Source organism: Pseudomonas saxonica (assembly GCF_007858365.1).
In the GTDB taxonomy this organism is placed as follows: Bacteria; Pseudomonadota; Gammaproteobacteria; order Pseudomonadales; family Pseudomonadaceae; genus Aquipseudomonas; species Aquipseudomonas saxonica.
In genome coordinates this window covers 167,851-185,275 of the sequence record NZ_VFIO01000006.1, presented here as the reverse complement: position 1 = coordinate 185,275, position 17,425 = coordinate 167,851, and the positions used below count along the sequence as shown (strand labels likewise).

At 55.4% G+C, this 17,425-nt stretch carries 17 protein-coding genes, 1 tRNA gene and 2 pseudogenes; 7 read left to right on the top strand and 13 right to left on the bottom strand.

What is annotated here, in order from left to right; all coding sequences use genetic code 11:
• Positions 1-182 precede the first annotated feature (182 nt).
• Both FJD38_RS16245 and FJD38_RS16240 read left to right on the top strand, forming a co-directional pair.
• Entirely contained in the window at positions 183-1,208 is a 1,026-nt protein-coding gene (locus tag FJD38_RS16245; protein ID WP_146386389.1) for a GlxA family transcriptional regulator, read from the top strand.
• A gap of 92 nt (positions 1,209-1,300) precedes the next feature.
• The gene (locus FJD38_RS16240) at positions 1,301-2,791 is read left to right on the top strand and encodes a DASS family sodium-coupled anion symporter (protein WP_146386270.1); all 1,491 of its coding nucleotides are present in this window, start codon (positions 1,301-1,303) and stop codon (positions 2,789-2,791) included.
• A 22-nt stretch (positions 2,792-2,813) separates the two neighbouring features.
• Here FJD38_RS16240 and FJD38_RS16235 read toward each other — a convergent pair whose 3' ends face one another.
• The 7 genes from FJD38_RS16235 to FJD38_RS16205 form a co-directional block, all read right to left on the bottom strand.
• Positions 2,814-3,185 carry a Na+/H+ antiporter subunit G gene (locus FJD38_RS16235; RefSeq protein WP_122782356.1) on the bottom strand — a complete coding sequence of 124 codons (372 nt, stop codon included), beginning with the start codon at positions 3,183-3,185 and terminating at the stop codon, positions 2,814-2,816.
• The gene (locus FJD38_RS16230; RefSeq protein ID WP_122782357.1) at positions 3,182-3,460 is read right to left on the bottom strand and encodes a K+/H+ antiporter subunit F; all 279 of its coding nucleotides are present in this window, start codon (positions 3,458-3,460) and stop codon (positions 3,182-3,184) included. The genes FJD38_RS16235 and FJD38_RS16230 overlap by 4 nt, the downstream gene beginning before the upstream one ends.
• Positions 3,457-3,945 carry a Na+/H+ antiporter subunit E gene (locus FJD38_RS16225; protein WP_122782358.1) on the bottom strand — a complete coding sequence of 163 codons (489 nt, stop codon included), beginning with the start codon at positions 3,943-3,945 and terminating at the stop codon, positions 3,457-3,459. The genes FJD38_RS16230 and FJD38_RS16225 overlap by 4 nt, the downstream gene beginning before the upstream one ends.
• Positions 3,942-5,627, bottom strand: a complete 1,686-nt coding sequence (locus FJD38_RS16220; RefSeq protein ID WP_122782359.1) for a monovalent cation/H+ antiporter subunit D — start codon at positions 5,625-5,627, stop codon at positions 3,942-3,944. Before FJD38_RS16220 ends, FJD38_RS16225 begins: the two co-directional genes overlap by 4 nt.
• Positions 5,624-5,968 carry a Na+/H+ antiporter subunit C gene (locus tag FJD38_RS16215; RefSeq protein WP_003446102.1) on the bottom strand — a complete coding sequence of 115 codons (345 nt, stop codon included), beginning with the start codon at positions 5,966-5,968 and terminating at the stop codon, positions 5,624-5,626. Before FJD38_RS16215 ends, FJD38_RS16220 begins: the two co-directional genes overlap by 4 nt.
• The gene (locus FJD38_RS16210; protein ID WP_122782360.1) at positions 5,968-8,886 is read right to left on the bottom strand and encodes a monovalent cation/H+ antiporter subunit A; all 2,919 of its coding nucleotides are present in this window, start codon (positions 8,884-8,886) and stop codon (positions 5,968-5,970) included. The genes FJD38_RS16215 and FJD38_RS16210 overlap by 1 nt, the downstream gene beginning before the upstream one ends.
• A gap of 166 nt (positions 8,887-9,052) precedes the next feature.
• The gene (locus FJD38_RS16205) at positions 9,053-9,982 is read right to left on the bottom strand and encodes a DMT family transporter (RefSeq protein WP_425281169.1); all 930 of its coding nucleotides are present in this window, start codon (positions 9,980-9,982) and stop codon (positions 9,053-9,055) included.
• A gap of 93 nt (positions 9,983-10,075) precedes the next feature.
• Between FJD38_RS16205 and FJD38_RS16200 the strand changes: the two genes are divergently transcribed.
• Positions 10,076-10,639, top strand: coding sequence for a helix-turn-helix domain-containing protein (locus FJD38_RS16200; RefSeq protein ID WP_122782362.1), 564 nt, complete (start codon positions 10,076-10,078; stop codon positions 10,637-10,639).
• A gap of 160 nt (positions 10,640-10,799) precedes the next feature.
• Here the strand turns inward: FJD38_RS16200 and FJD38_RS16195 are convergent, their stop codons facing one another.
• Positions 10,800-11,231 carry a hypothetical protein gene (locus FJD38_RS16195; RefSeq protein WP_122782363.1) on the bottom strand — a complete coding sequence of 144 codons (432 nt, stop codon included), beginning with the start codon at positions 11,229-11,231 and terminating at the stop codon, positions 10,800-10,802.
• Positions 11,232-11,611: 380 nt separating this feature from the next.
• Between FJD38_RS16195 and FJD38_RS16190 the strand changes: the two genes are divergently transcribed.
• Together FJD38_RS16190 and FJD38_RS16185 are read left to right on the top strand one after the other, a co-directional pair.
• Positions 11,612-11,685: transfer RNA gene (locus tag FJD38_RS16190), tRNA-Cys, on the top strand.
• A 203-nt stretch (positions 11,686-11,888) separates the two neighbouring features.
• The gene (locus tag FJD38_RS16185; protein WP_146386268.1) at positions 11,889-12,533 is read left to right on the top strand and encodes a hypothetical protein; all 645 of its coding nucleotides are present in this window, start codon (positions 11,889-11,891) and stop codon (positions 12,531-12,533) included.
• Positions 12,534-12,647: 114 nt separating this feature from the next.
• Here FJD38_RS16185 and FJD38_RS16180 read toward each other — a convergent pair whose 3' ends face one another.
• Both FJD38_RS16180 and FJD38_RS16175 read right to left on the bottom strand, forming a co-directional pair.
• Entirely contained in the window at positions 12,648-13,172 is a 525-nt protein-coding gene (locus tag FJD38_RS16180; RefSeq protein WP_122782639.1) for a GNAT family N-acetyltransferase, read from the bottom strand.
• Positions 13,173-13,404: 232 nt separating this feature from the next.
• Positions 13,405-14,484, bottom strand: a pseudogene (locus tag FJD38_RS16175) (IS1182 family transposase); the annotation flags it as partial.
• A 293-nt stretch (positions 14,485-14,777) separates the two neighbouring features.
• Between FJD38_RS16175 and FJD38_RS16170 the strand changes: the two are divergent.
• Entirely contained in the window at positions 14,778-15,413 is a 636-nt protein-coding gene (locus tag FJD38_RS16170; RefSeq protein WP_146386266.1) for a LysE family translocator, read from the top strand.
• Between the two features lie 88 nt (positions 15,414-15,501).
• The gene (locus FJD38_RS16165; RefSeq protein ID WP_146386387.1) at positions 15,502-15,948 is read left to right on the top strand and encodes a GNAT family N-acetyltransferase; all 447 of its coding nucleotides are present in this window, start codon (positions 15,502-15,504) and stop codon (positions 15,946-15,948) included.
• A gap of 217 nt (positions 15,949-16,165) precedes the next feature.
• On the opposite strand, the pseudogene FJD38_RS16160 reads toward FJD38_RS16165, so the two are convergent.
• From FJD38_RS16160 to FJD38_RS16155, 3 genes and pseudogenes are all read right to left on the bottom strand, one after another.
• Positions 16,166-16,264, bottom strand: a pseudogene (locus FJD38_RS16160) (zinc-binding dehydrogenase); the annotation flags it as partial.
• Positions 16,257-16,391 carry a hypothetical protein gene (locus FJD38_RS24990; protein WP_280116031.1) on the bottom strand — a complete coding sequence of 45 codons (135 nt, stop codon included), beginning with the start codon at positions 16,389-16,391 and terminating at the stop codon, positions 16,257-16,259. The gene FJD38_RS24990 and the pseudogene FJD38_RS16160, both read right to left, overlap by 8 nt.
• 57 nt (positions 16,392-16,448) lie before the next feature.
• The gene (locus FJD38_RS16155) at positions 16,449-17,369 is read right to left on the bottom strand and encodes a LysR family transcriptional regulator (RefSeq protein WP_122782642.1); all 921 of its coding nucleotides are present in this window, start codon (positions 17,367-17,369) and stop codon (positions 16,449-16,451) included.
• Positions 17,370-17,425: the final 56 nt, after the last annotated feature.

The following is a 17,425-nucleotide window of genomic DNA, read 5'->3' as shown; positions in this document are numbered from 1 at the left end:
AATGCTGTCGTCGTTGAAAACCCGCATCACGCACTGCATTAAGCAGGACGTGATGCGGGTTTTTTTGTCGCCGGCAATTCAGAGCATTCGCTTACCGCCAGCAGGAGCTTTTTAGCGGGATGGCGGTTAGCATGGCGCCAACAAGTAAACGCATCTAAATGCGTGATCGCCCACCTCAGAAAATGGATCGGATCTTGACCGAGCGACGTCAATTCAGCGGCGGCATGCAGGGCAAAAACCTGCGCTTTGTGAAAGACACACCCAGCACAACGGGCCCGCTGGTACGCACGGGTTTTGTGTTGCTTGAACATTTTTCGCTGCCCGCATTTACCCAGGCACTGGACACGATTATTACTGCCAACTTGCTGCGCGCCGGGCTGTTCTCATCGCGTACTTATGGATTGAGTGATGGCGAGGTGGTGAGTGACTTGGGGCTGGTGATCAGACCGGATGCGCGGATTAGTCCGGCGATGGTGAACGAACTGGACTTGCTGGTTATTTGCGGTGGCTACCGCACTGAATTGAAAACCAACGACGAACTGACGTGCCTGCTCAGGGCGGCTGCACAGGCCAAGGTCAGCTTAGGCGGTTTATGGAACGGCGCCTGGTTTCTGGCCTGCGCCGGACTGCTTGACGGTTACCGATGCGCCATTCATCCCGAACACCGTCCTGCATTGGCGGAAGTCGCCAAGACCGCACAGGTCACCAGCGAGTCTTTTGTGATTGATCGTGATCGACTGACAGCCTCAAGCCCCACGGGGGCCTTTCAGATGGCGTTGGCCTGGATCAAGGGGCTGCATGACAAGGCGTTGATCGAGGGAATTGAGGATATTCTCGCGTTCGAAGAATCACGCTATCGGCGCATCAAACCTGCCGAAAATATTTGCGTGAGTGCGCCGTTGCGTGAAGTCGTCAAGTTGATGGATGCCAACCTGGAAGAGCCGCTGGAGCTGGAGCAATTGGCTGTCTACGTGGGGCGTTCTCGACGTCAGCTCGAACGTTTGTTCAAAGAGCAGTTGGGCACTACGCCACAGCGCTATTACCTGGAACTGCGCATCACGGAAGCGCGGCGGTTGTTGCAACACACTGAGCTGTCGCAGGTCGATGTGTTGGTGGCCTGCGGGTTTGTTTCACCCAGTCATTTCAGCAAATGCTACAGCGCGTACTTTGGCTATAGGCCGTCCAAGGAAGTGCGCCTGACCAAGTAGTCTGCGCCGGGTGAGTGTGCTTGACCCGTATCAAGGCCATTGCCTCACTCTTAGCCTATGCTCCATGCGTTTTCAGGGATCAGGAGAAGGCCATGAACGCCCCCACAACTACACCGCAGCCATCCGCGGCAAAAATGAAGCTGCCCTTGGGCCTGGTGATTGCCGTATTGGTGATGGTGGGGGTGCTGCTCTTGCCATTGCCCGCCGACTTGCCCGTTGCCGGGCATCGCATGCTGGCAATTCTGGCTTTCGCCGTAGTGGTGTGGATCACCGAGGCGGTGTCCTACGAAGCCAGTGCGATCATGATCACGTCGCTCATGGCGTTCTTGATTGGCATGGCCCCCACATTGCAAGACCCGAGCAAGCTGTATGGCACCAATGCCGGCATCACCATGGCCTTGACCGGGTTCTCCAATGCCGCGCTGGCGCTGGTAGCCGGCGCCTTGTTCATTGCCGCCGCCATGACCCATACCGGACTGGACCGGCGTATTGCGTTGGTGACGCTGTCGCGTATCGGCACCAGTACCCGGCGCATTTTGCTGGGCGCCATTGCGGTGACTATCCTGCTTAGCCTGGTGGTGCCCAGTGCCACTGCTCGCAGTGCGTGTGTGGTGCCAATCATGATGGGCGTGATCCTGGCGTTTGGCGTGGACAAACGCTCCAATATCGCCGCAGGCATCATGATTGTCGTGGCTCAAGGCACCAGCATCTGGAACGTCGGGATTCAAACCGCCGCTGCGCAGAACCTGCTGACCGTGGGCTTTATGGACAAAATGCTCGGCGAACGGGTGAACTGGCTCGACTGGCTGATTGCAGGGGCGCCGTGGGCCATCATCATGTCGGCGGTGTTGCTGTTTGTGGTGCTTAAGATGCTGCCACCGGAAAGCGACAGCATTCCCGGTGGCAAGGAAGCGGTTGAACAATCGCTGGCCGAATTGGGCCCGATGACGGCGCCGCAGAAACGCTTGATGGCGGTCTCCATCGCCTTGCTGCTGGCATGGGCCACAGAAGGCAAACTGCACAGCTTTGACACCACCTCGACGACCTACGCTGGGTTGGTGTTTTTACTGTTGCCGCGCTACGGCGTAATGACCTGGAAAGACGTTCAGTCGCGTATCCCGTGGGGCACGGTCATTGTGTTCGGGGTCGGGATCAGTTTGGGTACTGCGTTACTGACCACCCAAGCCGGACAATGGTTGGGTGCTCAGGTAGTTGAAAATACCGGGCTGGATCAGGTCGGGCCGTTGGGGATTTTCGCCATTCTGGGCGCGTTTCTGATTCTGATTCACTTGGGCTTTGCCAGTGCAACGGCCTTGACCTCGGCGCTGTTGCCGATTTTGATTGCCGTGCTGCAAACCCTGCCGGGGGAATTCAATCGGTTAGGCATGACCATGTTGCTCGGCTTTGTGGTCAGCTACGGATTTATTTTGCCCATCAATGCGCCACAAAACATGGTCTGTCTCGGTACGCAAACCTTTACCGCCAAACAGTTTGCCAAGGTTGGGCTGATTGTTACGGCGGTAGGCTACTTGCTGATGTTGTTGTTTGGCGCGACGTACTGGAGTTGGTTGGGCTGGATGTAGAGCTGTACGGGGGCTAAAAATTTTAGCTCCCGCCTTCATTGCCCCCGCCACTGCTGACTTCCGGCGGTACATCTTCGCCAGCCATGCGCTTGCGAAACAATGACGTTCGGGCCAGTAGCAACGTCGTCACGGGTACCGTGATCGCCAGTAGAATCGGGATCAGCCACGCGTGCAGCACCAACGTCGACTTGAGCGCCGAGAAGTACAGGATTGAAGCCAGTGCCACGCACCAGGCGCCCAGGGTCGATGCCAGTGCGGGTGGGTGCATGCGCTGGAAAAAGTCTTTAAGACGCAGCAATCCGATAGCGCCGCACAAAGCAAACACACTGCTCAACACCAGCAGCCCGGCCACCGGGATTTCGATCCACAGTGATAACTCGCTGATTGAATTCATTCGATTACCTCGCCTCGCAAGAGGAATTTGGCCAGTGCAAACGAACCGACAAAGCCGAACAGAGCAATCAGCAGTGCGCCTTCAAAATAGGTGTCACTGGCGTAACGGATGCCCAGCACGAGCATCATCAGCATCGCCAGTATGTACAGGTAGTCCAGGGCCAGTACCCGATCCTGAGCAGACGGTCCCTTGAACAGCCGGATTACGGTCAGCACCATGGCCACGCTAAATATAAACAGACTGAGCAAGATGGCATTGGAGAGCAGGGCACTCATTCAAAGATCTCCATGAGGGGGCGTTCGTAGGCAGTTTTGAAATGCTCGATAAACGTCACTTCGTCATCCAGGTCGAACACATGCAACAGAAGAACGCTGCGATCCAACGCCAGCTCTGACCAGATAGTGCCCGGCACCACTGTAGTAATCATCGACAAGGCAGCCAGCCCGTTGGCATCGCGCAAATCCAGCGGAATTTTTATAAAACGCGAGCGCGGCGGATGGTGCCCCGCCCTGAGCACGCCCCAGGCCACGGCAATGTTCGACATGACAACGTCACGGCCCACCATAAAGAACAGCTTGATCATCACCCCGGGGCGGCGAATACGGATGGGCAGCGGTCGCAGCGGCGCGAACATCAGTGGCGCGAGAAAGCCCAGCACTGCACCGAGCAACAGGTTACCGGCACTCAGTGAGAGATTGAGCAGTAGCCACAGCACCCATAACGACAAAGACAACCATGGCGCGGGAAAAAGACGCTTCATGGCTGTACCTCCAGCATCGCCGCCTTGGCTTCAGGGCTCGGTATGGGGCGCGTGCCTATCACCGACATGACGTAATGCTCGGGATTATTCAGGCTGTCGGCAGCGGCTTGTGTGTAGTTCAAAACGGGCTCGGCCTTGAAGGTCAACACCACGGTCAAACCAAGCAGCAGCACAATGGGGATGTACTCATAGCGACGCAGCAAGGGCGAGGGCCGCTCAAGAGGTGTCCAGAAACGCTGAATGCCCATTCGCGAAAACGCAATCAAGGACGCCAGACCTGAGAGTATCAACAGGGCCACAAGGCACCACGCGGCAGTCGAGATCGGTGCGTCGGGTGCATTTCCCAACCCGGAAGGGTTGAGCAATGCGTTGAGCAGACTGAGCTTGCCGATAAAGCCGGAGAGGGGTGGCATGCCAATGATCAGCAGTGCGCAAGCGATAAAGCTCAACCCCAGAAGGGCCATGGTCCAGGGAATGATCTGCCCGACGACGGCTTTTTGCTCGTCATCCAGATTGGTGCCCCTTGGTGGGTTCAATGATTCCATCAGACTTGGCAGTTGACCGACATCGTCCTCCAGCATCATTTCGTTGGAAGAGCGTGAGCGCTCAATCAACTCAGCCAGCAAGAACAAGGCACACAAGGCCAGCGAAGAACTGATCAGATAAAACAGTGCTGCAGCGGTCAGGTTGGGTTGGGCGAAGCCGATCGCCGACAGCAGGATGCCTGCGGACACCAGAATGCTCAGACTGGCCAGGCGCTCCAGACGCTGGGCCGCAAGAATGGCAATGGCGGCGCAGACAATAGTGGCCATGCCACCGTAAATCAGCCAGTCACTGCCAAAGTAGGCCGAAGCCCCGGCCTGCCCTGAAAACAGCAGTGTCCATAGCCGCAGCAGGGTATACACCCCGACTTTGGTCATGATCGCGAACAAGGCGGCGACCGGTGCGCTGGCAGCCGAATAGGCAGGGACCAGCCAGAAGTTAAGGGGCCACATGCCTGCCTTGGCCAGAAAGGCGATGGCCAGAATGGCCGCGCCAGCATGCAGCAGGCCGCGATCGGCTTCCGTAACCAGCGGAATTTTAAGCGCCAGATCCGCCATGTTCAGCGTGCCAGTGACGCCGTAAATCAAGGCCGCACCGATCAGGAACAAAGAAGATGCCAGCAGGTTGATGGAGATGTAGTGCAGGCCCGCGGACACGCGTGCTTTGCCTGAACCGTGAAGCATCAATCCATAGGAAGCGGCGAGCAGCACTTCGAAGAACACAAACAAATTGAAAATGTCTGCGGTCAGGAATGCGCCGTACAGGCCCATCAGCTGTATCTGGAACAGGGCATGAAAGCTGGCGCCGGCCCGGTCCCAGCGCGCCATGGCAAACAGCAGTGCGCAACTGGCCATGATTGAGGTCAATACCAGCATCAAGGCGGATAAACGATCGACTACCAGGGCAATCCCGAACGGAACATTCCAGTTGCTGGGCAGGTATACGCCGATCGCGGCTGGCGCTGATTGTTGTTGAGTCCAGAGCAGCAACAAGGCCGCAATGCCCACGCCCGTCAAGGTGGAGATCAGGTTGATTCGGGCCTTGAGCGGGCGACGCTTTTCACCCAGTAACAGCATGCATGCCGCTGTGAGCAACGGCAGCAAAATGGGCGCGACGATCAGATGGGGCATCAAATTCATTCTTTAGGCTCCCGGCCATCAACGTGGTCGGTACCGGTCAGGCCTCGAGAGGCCAGCAAGACCACCAGAAACAAAGCGGTCATGGCAAAACTGATGACGATGGCGGTCAAAACCAGAGCCTGTGGCAGCGGGTCTGTGTAATTGAGCAGGTCTTGTGGCACGCCGTCCTTGATCACCGGCTCTTTGCCGATAAACAGGCTGCCCATGCTGAAGATAAACAGGTTGACCCCGTAGGACAGCAGGCACAGGCCCATGACCACTTGAAAAGTACGCGGGCGCAGGACCAGCCAGGTCCCGGACGCCGCGAGTACTCCAATTGCAATTGCAATGACTTCTTCCATCAGGCGGCTCCCGTCTTGGGTTGAGCGCCAGGCTGATTACCTGGGCGATGGGCGCGAACAGACTGGTGCGCCAGTGCCGTGAGGATCAGCAAGGTGGCACCGACTACGACGGCGTAAACGCCTATGTCGAAAAACAGTGCGCTGGCGACGTGGATATCGCCCAGCAGTGGCAAATTGAAGTGCGCGGTATGGGTTGTCAGGAACGGATAGCCCAGCGGGATCGAGCCAACCCCGGTCAGAGTGGCGCACAGCAGGCCTGTGCCCATCCAGCGCAAAGGTCGCAAACTCATCTGCGCTTCGACCCACTGCGTACCTGCCACCATGTATTGCAGGATAAACGCGACGCTCATCACCAACCCGGCGACAAAGCCGCCACCTGGCTGATTATGGCCTCGCATAAACAGATACATCGACACCATAAAAGCAATCGGCAGCAGCAAGCGCACCAGCACGGCAGGCACCATCATAAAGCCCAGGGCGGTATCGCTGGCGCTGCGCGGGTTAACCAGGTCAGTGACGACGTCCTTGGCCAGCAGGCGCTGTTGGGCGGGCAATTGCATGCTCTCTTTTGGAGGGCGGAAGCGACGTAACAGGGCAAATACCGTCAACGCCACAGCGACCAGTACGGTGATCTCACCCAGCGTGTCGAAACCCCGGAAGTCCACCAGCATGACATTGACCACATTGCTGCCGCCGCCTTCAGGCAAGGCGCGACTGAGGTAAAACGAGGAAATATCGTTTGGGGTCTGTCGCGTCAGCATGGCGTAAGACAGCAAGGCCATTCCGCCGCCTACTGCAGCGGACAGCAACAAGTCGCGCAGACGACGGATACGCGCTCTGCGCAACGTGCCGGGCAGTGGAGAGACCTCTTCGATACGACGAGGCAGCCAGCGCAGGCCGAGCAGAATAAGCACGGTGGTCACCACTTCGACCACCAATTGGGTCAGCGCCAGATCAGGCGCCGAGAACCATACAAAGGTCACGCAGGTCATGAGGCCGCAGACGCTGACCATGGTCAGCGCTGCCAGACGGTGATACTTGGCTTGCCAGGCAGCGCCCAATGCACAGGCAATTGCCAGCAGCCACAGGGTCACGAAGACGATCGACCCCGGTATTTTCGGCCGATCACCCCAGCTCAGACCGCCGTTGTACATGGGAATCAGGCCTGCAATGACCGCGACCATGATGAGCAGGAATAACTGGCTTTGCAGGCGATGAGTGCTGATGCGCCGCTCAATGCGCCGTGCCCCGCGCATCAGTACCACCACGCTGCGCTCAAAGAAGCGCTTGCCATTGAAGAATCTGATCAGTGGGGGCAACGCATAACGGCCCAGCTTGAGCTGTTTGCGCAGTACTACATACAGCAGGATGCCGCCGGACATGGCGATCAGGCTCATGATCATCGGTGCATTCAAACCGTGCCAGATGGCAAGGCTGTATTCAGGCAGTTCACCCCCCACCACCGGTTGCGCAGCAGCGGCCAGTAATGGGCCTACGGTATGCGCTGGAAAAATACCGACCATCAGGCAGGTAAACACCAGTAGCTCAACCGGGGCACGCATCCAGCGCGGCGGCTCGTGGGGTGTTAGCGGCAGGTCGGTGGGCGGTGGGCCGAAGAACACGTCCACGGTAAAGCGCAGGGCGTAGGCAACGCTGAAAGTACCGGCGATGGTAGCAATCACCGGCAAGGCGATTTCAACCCAGGCGGTGGAGTTGATAAACACTGTTTCGGCGAAGAACATCTCTTTGGAGAGGAAACCGTTCAGCAACGGCACGCCTGCCATCGAGGCACTGGCAACCATGGCCAGCGTCGCGGTGTAGGGCATTAGCTTGAACAGACCGCTGAGTTTGCGGATGTCCCGGGTACCCGTCTCATGGTCGATGATGCCCGCGGCCATAAACAGTGACGCTTTGAAGGTCGCGTGGTTAAGAATGTGGAACACCGCAGCGACGGCGGCCAAAGGGCTATTAAGACCAAGCAGCAACGTTATCAGGCCCAAGTGGCTGATGGTCGAATAAGCCAGCAGGCCCTTGAGGTCGTTTTGAAACATTGCACAGTAGGCGCCGAGCACAAGGGTGCAAGCGCCAGCCCCGCTGACGATCCAGAACCACTCCTCAGTGCCCGACAGCGAGGGCCAGAGGCGGGCGAGCAAAAACACACCGGCCTTGACCATGGTTGCCGAGTGAAGATAAGCCGAGACGGGTGTCGGTGCCGCCATGGCATGGGGCAACCAGAAGTGAAACGGGAATTGCGCACTTTTGCTCAGGGCGCCGATGAGGATGAGAGGGAGCAGAATCGGATACAGGCTGTGGGCGCGAATTTTGTCGCCTGCTGCCAGCACGGCATCCAGATCATAGCTGCCGACGACATGGCCAAGCAGCATGACCCCCGCCAGTAAGCACAACCCACCCGCGCCTGTGACCATCAACGCCATATAGGCGCCGCGTCGGGCATCTGAGCGATGGTGCCAGTAACCAATCAACAAGAAAGAAAAAAGGCTGGTGAGCTCCCAGAAAAACACGATCTGGATCAAATTGCCTGAAATGACCAGGCCGAGCATCGCCCCCATAAAGGCTAGAAAAAAAGCAAAGAAGCGCGGTACCGGATCATCAGGGGACATGTAGTAGCGGGCATACAACGACACCAGCGTGCCAATACCCAATACCAGAATCGAGAACAGCCATGCGAACCCGTCCATGCGCAGGACGAAATTCAACCCAAGACTGGGCAGCCACATAAACTCTTCACGAATCACGCCACCGTGTGCGATTTGTGGGTAGAGCAGGGCAACCTGGATTGTACCGATCAGAGCAATCAGACCGGCCAGCAGGGATTCACTGTTACGCGCGTTGTGCGGCAAAACAGCCGCCAGACAGCTGCCTACAAAGGGCAGAAGCAGTAGAACTATCAGGGACATAGGCTTCTAATCTGCAGGAGTTTGTGAGCGATCATACGTGGCGGCAGGTCGATCACCAATAAGCAAGCTGGAGATGAATCCTACAAAATGTGTGCAAAGAGTCAGTGACACTGCTCAATTACCTCCCTGTATATGCGCATTAGAGTGTGGGGTTGTGCCTAGAGCATCAGTCACAGGCTTTATTATTAGGCTTCGCCTCCGTATCACCGAGAGCTTTACCCTTGAGTTTTAACTCACTCACGATGACTGCCGCAACAATCAGCACCGCACCGAGTAAGGCAATGGCGGGTAGGCGCTCGCCGGCCAAACGCCCTGCGATCCCCGCCCAGACCGGTTCTCCCGCATAAATAAGCGTGGCTCGGGTAGGCGAAACACTCTTCTGTGCCCAGTTCATGGCAACCTGAATCACGGCACTGGCAGCACCCAACCCCAGCGCGCTGGCTAACAGAAGCCATGAGAAATCAGGGATGGCCTCCTGTGTGGGAACTGTCATCAAGAACGCCAATAGAGACGCCGTACTCAGTTGTATGACCGTGACTCGGCGAACATCGACCTTGCCAGCATAGGCGCTGATGAGGATTATTTCTGCGGCGATGGCAATAGCGCTGATCAGCGTTGTGATTTCACCTGGGCTGAAGTTCAGCGATGCGCCGCCAGGGCCGGACAACAGCATCAATCCTGAAAATGCCAGAACGATCCCTATGCTCGGCATCAGACCTGGCCGGCGCCCCAGTACCAACCACTGTAAAAGTGGTACGAAAGGGACATAGAGGGCGGTAATAAAAGCTGACTGACTACTGGGAATGGTTTGTAAACCGATGGTCTGCAAACCGTAACCGAGCATGATAGCCACGCCGATAAACACCCCAGCCTTTATTTCCAGCGCCGTGAAGCCGCGCAGGTTGCGAATCGAAAACAAGGCCACGAACAGGGCAGCAGCAGCAAAACGCAGGCCGACAAAAAACATCGGACCGCTTGACGTCAACGCGTTCTGGACGAGTAGAAATGTCATGCCCCAGACCACAGTAATGAGGATCAGAACGCACTCGGCCTTGCTGAAACGGGACGTAAGAGATAACAGTTTGGAATGTTTCAACATCGTCATTGCCTTGCACGCTGCCGGTGGTGGGACGCACAATGCGCCAAAGCTGAGCAGTATACTGCGCAGCCCCACAAGGTGAGCAATATAGTGCCCAAAGAAAATTCACAGCGCGCATCGGTTTTACAGCATGTCAGCCAGAACGTAAGACGTCTGAGACTGCTTGCGCACATGAGCCAGAGTTCATTGGCCGAAGTGTCGGGGGTCAGTCGTCGCATGTTGGTGGCTATAGAAGCGGGCGAGAAAAATGTCAGTTTGAGCACCCTCGATCGTGTAGCCGAAGCGTTGGATGTCGCATTCAGTGACTTGATACAAGCACCGGGGGCCGCTGATACCAGTCGTATCAATGAAGTGGCCTGGACGGGTTCAACTGCACGAAGCAAAGCCGTGTTATTGGCCAAGGCTGTGGCCAAAAAAGAAGTGGAGTTGTGGGAATGGACACTGGAGCCGGGGGAGCAGTATCAGTCTCAGGCAGATGCCGAAGGCTGGAGCGAACAGCTCTACGTATTTGAAGGCTGCTTGACCTTGGTCATTGACGATCAAGTACTGCTGGTAGGTGCGAACGAGTTTTACATGTACCCCAGTAACAAGCCTCATGCTTACCGCAACGATGGTGATGTGGTCCTGCGCTTTATCCGCAATGTAGTGATATGAGGGCAGGTGGCGGGACATGAGTCCCGCCGAACCAGGCTGCTGACAATAGGCGCTCGCGGCTTTTGCAGGTCATCAGCTGAGACTGCGCAAGCGGGGTATGTACTGACTGGGGGAATCAGCCCGAGAGCCATTTGCACAGCAGACTGGAGCATACAATCACTTAGCGAATGTTTTTGATGCTGCCTTTATTGCCGGTCACGGTCACATTCACCTTTTTGAAGATGAAATAGTCTTCAACAGACACGGCATAGCGCGGGGCAACGATCAAATCAGAGCCTGAGCTCTTGACCGCTTTGTACGCAGCGGCGGCTTTGGTCGCCGATATTGGATCTGGCAGGCTGAAAGCTGGAGCAGGGCCGCCATAGGTCACACCGTCTGCGAACTCGCTGTCGCCACTGATTTTCAGCACGCCAAACAAAATGTTTGAAGTTGACTGGCCAGTAATTTCCCCGCCTACGTCAATGTTTGCCTTCAGGTCGGCAGTTACAGTGCCTGCTATCGGAGCGTTAGGCTGGCTAACGTTGTGGCTCATGCAGCCTGTTGTAGTCAATACCACTACAGCAGCAGCTGCAGACATCCATAATTTGTTCATTGCAAAGCTCCAAAAAAGTGCGTCAGTCCGTTCGTTAACGGCGGCGAGACTTTACGTCAGCACTTAGTGGGTGGAAGTCGGCCAACGTCTAAAGAGGCTGTGGGCAAAAGTGACGCGTTTAGTAGGACAGGCAGATCCACCTTGTAGATTGATGCGAGCCTGCAAAATCGGGAGGGTAATGACGTGAGACAGCGGGCTGGGTGATCTACTAAAAATTATTAGAATTCAGGGGGTTGCCAGCATCGTTCTTCTCGTACATAATGCGCGCCATCAGCTAAGGGCAACCACCTGAATGACTGAAGATTCATAGGCTTGAGACGATTTGATCGTACGAGCAAGATTTTATTTTTGATCTTGAATATCTGAGTTCAAAAATCTTTGGCCGAATAGCAAAATGGTTATGCAGCGGATTGCAAATCCGCCCACGCCGGTTCGATTCCGGCTTCGGCCTCCACATTCGAAAGCCCCGTAGATCAAGGTCTACGGGGTTTTTTTGTGGCTGAGATTTGAGGATCAGTTCCGCAACTTTTAGGATCGCTTCCGCAAGTAGTCACTTCAATCCTTAAATTGGAGGACTTTCGTCGTTACCTAAGGGGCTGAAACAACGTTGCCCACCCTGCGGCATCATGCCGGCTGATCTACCTGCTGCCGAAAAAGTTGAAACTTTCCCAAGCCTTCTCGGTTTACCAAATTGCACTTATCCTCGCTCACTTCGAATGGAAGAAAAATTTCATGGGGACAGTTCAGTGGCGGCCGTATATGCACTTCACGGCTCAGTCAACAGCACTGCAAGCCTTCTACCTGATGATTGGCCGATTGAAGAAAGGAGAGCTGACTGAAGGAGAATACCCCTGTGTCGTTGTGTTCATGGCCTTTTCCATCGAGGCTTACGTCAATACCCTAGGCTCTCGTCAGATCTCGTTTTGGGACGAAATTGAAAGGCTACCTTGGCGCAAAAAGATAGAAATTTTGCATAGCGCGGCAGGTGCGCAGGCGAATTGGGCTCAAGGCCCCCTACAGTTCGCCGTAAATATTTTTAAAATTCGAGACAAGTTGGCACATGGAAAACCTGAAAAGATATGCGGTCCGTGGCGGCCTGGTAAGCCCGACGTCACCCACAAAGACAGCTTTCCCAAGCTCAAGCCGACACACCTGGCATCAATAACCTCACAGTGGCTCCTGGATTCAGCAGGAAACCTTCGTATTTTGATGAGTTATCTCGGTGAATTGTTCGACCATCCTGAGTCAGACCACCTAAGCGTTGCAGAAGGCGGTTTCGATTTCGATGATGGCGTTGACTGAGATTGGTTGCGCACTTGAATCAATGACAGCAGCACTGGCAGCATAGCTTTGAGCAGGTGGCAGCGCAGGGTCGATAGTTGCCGGCCTTAAGGGGCTGCTTTCGAACCAAACCGGTCATTTAGGTAGTCCCGCTTCCCATTCCGAACGGAGCATGCTCATGATTGCGGTGTCCCATCTCTCGTCACCAACTTTGGCAGACGACCGCCTCACTCCCTCGTGAAAAAAGCCTACTTTGTTGTAGGTTCGGATAGCGGCACTGTTCCAGCTATATACGTTTAGCTCAGTTCTTTCAATTTCCGGATGAGAGAATGCCTGTTGCAATGCCGCTTCCAGCAACGATTTAGCGAGTCCTTGCCCCCGCATTGTTGGCGCGACCATGACGCGTCCAATCCTTGCAACGCCATTTCTCCAGTCCACAGCAAGTTGGATATGGCCTACCAGAGCTTGAGTGGCGTTAACAGCCATCCAAGATAGGCGCTTTGGTGGTGCCGTTGTCCCGTCGATGATCATCTGTTCAAGCTGATCGTCGGTGAGCGGATAAGTCAGCTCAGGTCCGCCCCACTGCACCACATCGCGCTCGCTGCTGAGCCAACTGCGAAGGACCGGGAAGTGCTTTGTTTCGAAATCGATTAAATTCATCATCTGCTCATTACAAATCTAAACGAGATTAAGCATTTGGCTTCAGGCATCCACAGCGCAATGACCGCTATTGGCCCAGAGTGTGTAAAAACACTTTCGTAGCCTGGGTTCCTCACCCCAGTGCTCCTGGGCTAGGCGGTTTCTCGAGCATTTGCCATGATCAGCGTCGGTAACGCGCCAGAGCGGTTATGAAGCGCTTGGGCACCTCTTAGAGCAGCAAAAGCTGGGCTTTTTACGCCGCCATCGCCTTCAACAAACCTTCGGTGCCGATGATTTTCATCACGCGTTTCAAGTTGTAGGCGAGCACATTCAAGCTCATCTTCGCACTCACCCCGTTAAGTTTTCGAGTCAGGAAGTGCGTTGCCCCCATCCATTGCTTGAGCGTCCCGAAGTGATGCTCAACAGTCCTTTTTCGAACCTTCATCATCTCTGGCGCGCGGTTCAACCGGCCCTGCACTTCCTCCAGCACAGCTTCATGTTCCCAGCGCCTTACTCGACGATTTGTGCTTGGAGTGCACTGGATTTTCAGCGTGCAACTCTGGCATTTTGAACTCCAATAGCAGTGCATATTCATACCTTTCTCGACGCTGGAGAAACGCCAGATCAACGCCTCTCCAGCCGGGCAGGTGTATTCGTTTTTCGTTGCGTCATAAACGAAGGCATCTTTGTTGAATCGACCTTCAGCCTTGGCGCTTGAGGTCATCGGCTTTGGCACGTAGGCGGTGATGTTTGTGTTGTGACATGCCAGGATTTCTTCACCCTTGAAGTAGCCTCGGTCCGCGACTACCGACAACGTTTCTGCGCCGATGGCTTCACGAGCCTGCTTCGCCATTGAACTGAGTGGGTCACGGTCGGAACCGCTGTTGGTGACCTCGTGGGCAACGATCAAATGGTGCTGCGTATCGACCGCCGTCTGCACGTTGTAGCCGACGATACCGCTGCCGCGCGTCATCATTGAGCGGGCATCCGGGGCGGTCAGTGAAACCTGTTTGTTTGGCGATTCGTTCAGCTGAGATTCAATCCCCTGAAGCTCTTTCATCTGCGCTTTGAGCTTGGCGATTTTATCTTCCAGGCTCGCAGTGTCTGGCGCGCAGGCGCTAGGTATTTGCCGATCAGCCGCATCTAGCGCGGCCAAATAGCGGTTGATGCTCGTCTCAATCTCTTCCATGCGCCGCTTCAGTTTGGCGCTAGTGAAATTGCGGTCGCGGTTATTCATCGCCTTGAATTTGCTGCCGTCGATAGCGACCAAATTTTCGCTAAACAACCCCAACTGCTGGCAGAGCAAAACGAACTGGCGGCAGACGCCGCGAATCGGCCAAAAGCAGTCATCCATAATGCCCGTTGTTGACTATGTCAGAGCGCTTTAGATGCGCTATGAAGCAAGCCACCGCTCAATATGAAGTCGCTACGTATTCTGGGGGGCGGATACCAGCTACAGCGACTTCTGTATGATGTTTTGCTCGTCAATCTGTATCTAACACTGCCCCTTAGGCTTCACTACTATCACCCGCTCCATCCAGGTGCATACCATCAGAGATGGCGAAAGCCGTTTTATGCTGATTTAGCGAAGCATTCGATTCGTTATTTCTTCCTAGGAGTTACGCCATGCCCGAACTGTCAAACCTGTTTGCCTTCGGCCTGATCTCACTTGGCATGGTGCTGACTCCCGGCCCAAACATGATCTATCTCATCTCGCGGTCGATCTGCCAGGGACGAATGGCTGGACTGATTTCCTTAGGCGGCGTGGCATTGGGTTTCGTCGTCTATATGCTTTGTGCCGCATTTGGCATCACGGCCTTGGTACTGGCTGTTCCCTATGCGTATGACGCCCTGCGCCTGGGCGGCGCGCTCTATCTGCTCTACCTCGCCTGGCAGGCGGTCAAGCCCGGTGGCCGTTCTCCGTTTCAGGTGCGCGACCTTCCCAAGGACAGCCCGCGTAAATTGTTCATGATGGGCTTTGTAACCAACCTGCTGAATCCAAAAATCGCGGTAATGTATTTGTCGCTGTTGCCCCAGTTCATTAGCCCCGTCAGCCACGGCAGCGTCCTGGCGCAATCCATCGGGCTTGGCTTTACGCAGATCGTCATTAGCGTGAGCGTCAACGCGCTGATTGCCGTGATGGCTGGCTCTATCGCGATATTTCTTGCAAGCAGACCCTCGTGGCAGATCGTGCAGCGCGGGCTGATGGGGACGGTTCTCGCGGGCTTGGCCGTGCGCATGGCTGTCGAATGGAGGCGCTAAATCGTGAAGGTCATGGTAGACGCCTTAGATGTTGCGGCAGGGACGTGAGTTGAACAATATAGAATCTCCTCCAACTCAAGCGACCGATATGATCCGGCTAGCCGAAGCAGACGATGAGCCCGAGATCAGAGATTGTGCCGAACAGGCCTATGCTCGTTATGTTCCAATGATCGGGCGCAAGCCAGCTCCGATGGTCGCCGATTTCGTCACTCAGATAGCGGCAGGAATGGTGTACGTGGCGACGGATGACCAAGCCATCTTTCATGGGTTCATTGTGTTCTATGCCGAAGAGGAGCATATCTTGCTGGAAAACGTGGCCGTCCTGCCCAGCGCAGCCGGACGCGGTGTAGGCAGGGCGTTGATCAGCTTTTGTGAAGATGCTGCTCGGCAGCGCGGCATGAACGGCGTACATCTCTATACCAATGAGAAGATGACCGACAACCTCTCGATTTATCCCAAGCTTGGGTATGTGAAGGTGGCACAACGTACGAAAGACGGGTTCAAGCGCGTTTACTTCGAAAAAACCCTCACCTGACCAAGTGCGGCTTGACCCAGATTGGCGCTACTTTTCCAGCGTCGGCGGCGAGGCGCTGTATTTACTCCGGCCACGGCCTGCAACAGGCAAGGCGTCTGTTTGCTGCGCTACCCGTTACGGCAACTCAAGTGGAGTCAACTCGCTAAGTCAGGATGAAGAATACCGGTGTACTAAAAGTTGCTCGGGTACTTCGGTCTACTCATCCATAGTCGAGTATTCATTTAATCGTAACAACGACCTTGCCTTTGGCTCGTCCCTGTTCGACATACTTTAACGCCTCGGCCGTTGATTCAAACGGGAAGGTGCGGTCAATCACCAACAGAGTCGACCAAAAGCAGGCATTCAGAGCTTTCGAGTTTTCGGCTCTGGGTATCGACCTTGGACATCAGCTGCGCAGCCAGTGTGCTCAGTTGTTCGGCGGTCATTTGGTCGAGATCGGGCAAGGAAGTCCCCCGACTGCTACCAGCACGATACCGACGCCGTCAGCTTTGATCATTGGATCAAGAGGGTAGGCCGGCTCGAAACAGATCCACCAGCTCACGAAGACCAGGCGGCATTTGCCGACGACCAGGGTAGTAAATATAAAACGCCGGTTCGATGGGAGCCCAGTCCGGGAGCACAATTTGGAGCTCCCCGCGAGCCAAGTGCCCACTGACGCGTTCTTCGAGGCAGTACGTGATCCCTCGATCTGCAAGCGCCATCTCAATTCCGAAGGTCGTTTCGTTCACGCACAGCTGTCCAGGGACATCAATGGTTTGGTGATCACCCTCTTTTTCAAAATCCCAGCGGTAGATGACTCCGTTGCCCGTTCGAATCTGAATGCAGTTATGGTTCTTCAAGTCTTCAGGACTCAGGATGCGAGCGTTAGCATTTAGATATCTAGGGGAAGCTACTGCCACCCAACGCAACTCCTCGCTGAGTCGAACGGCAATGTAATCCTCGGGGATCGTGTCGCCGAAACGAATGCCTGCGTCGAAGCCCGCAGACACAATATCTACCATCCTGTCGTCAACTGCGACTTCGACTGAGACTTCAGGGTAGGCCTCCAGAAATTGAGGAAGAAACTTCGTAAACAGTAAACGTGCGCCATCAGCCAACACGTTGAGACGGAGTCTGCCCGAAGGCCTATCTCGGTGACGATCCAGCGCCGCCAGAGCGCCGCTTATCTCGGTGAAACCCACGGTCAATCGCTTGGCAAGAGCGGCTCCTGCATCGGTTGGATATACCGTCCTGCTTGTGCGATTCAACAGCCGAACCCCAAGCCGACTTTCCAGATTGCGGATGGCATGACTCAGCGCGGAGGTCGTGATACCGAGTTCGACTGCCGCATGGGTAAAACTTCGCATCCTCTCAACTGCGAGAAAGGAATTTAGATCGGCGAGGTCTGCACGAGATAGCCGTGTGGTGGGCAGTACAGGCATGACGCATCCATGGTTGAGCTGAATTCAATGGCTGATGCAATCTCGCTAATCAATCG

Coding starts and splice junctions, on each gene's coding strand:
- FJD38_RS16210 (WP_122782360.1), bottom strand. CDS start 8,886: ATGTCCCTGATAGTTCTACTGCTTCTGCCCTTTGTAGGCAGCTGTCTG.
- FJD38_RS16165 (WP_146386387.1), top strand. CDS start 15,502: ATGATCCGGCTAGCCGAAGCAGACGATGAGCCCGAGATCAGAGATTGT.
- FJD38_RS16170 (WP_146386266.1), top strand. CDS start 14,778: ATGCCCGAACTGTCAAACCTGTTTGCCTTCGGCCTGATCTCACTTGGC.
- FJD38_RS16230 (WP_122782357.1), bottom strand. CDS start 3,460: ATGAGTGCCCTGCTCTCCAATGCCATCTTGCTCAGTCTGTTTATATTT.
- FJD38_RS16195 (WP_122782363.1), bottom strand. CDS start 11,231: ATGAACAAATTATGGATGTCTGCAGCTGCTGCTGTAGTGGTATTGACT.
- FJD38_RS16155 (WP_122782642.1), bottom strand. CDS start 17,369: ATGCCTGTACTGCCCACCACACGGCTATCTCGTGCAGACCTCGCCGAT.
- FJD38_RS16235 (WP_122782356.1), bottom strand. CDS start 3,185: ATGAATTCAATCAGCGAGTTATCACTGTGGATCGAAATCCCGGTGGCC.
- FJD38_RS16240 (WP_146386270.1), top strand. CDS start 1,301: ATGAACGCCCCCACAACTACACCGCAGCCATCCGCGGCAAAAATGAAG.
- FJD38_RS16225 (WP_122782358.1), bottom strand. CDS start 3,945: ATGAAGCGTCTTTTTCCCGCGCCATGGTTGTCTTTGTCGTTATGGGTG.
- FJD38_RS16215 (WP_003446102.1), bottom strand. CDS start 5,968: ATGGAAGAAGTCATTGCAATTGCAATTGGAGTACTCGCGGCGTCCGGG.
- FJD38_RS16245 (WP_146386389.1), top strand. CDS start 183: ATGGATCGGATCTTGACCGAGCGACGTCAATTCAGCGGCGGCATGCAG.
- FJD38_RS16220 (WP_122782359.1), bottom strand. CDS start 5,627: ATGAATTTGATGCCCCATCTGATCGTCGCGCCCATTTTGCTGCCGTTG.
- FJD38_RS16180 (WP_122782639.1), bottom strand. CDS start 13,172: ATGAATTTAATCGATTTCGAAACAAAGCACTTCCCGGTCCTTCGCAGT.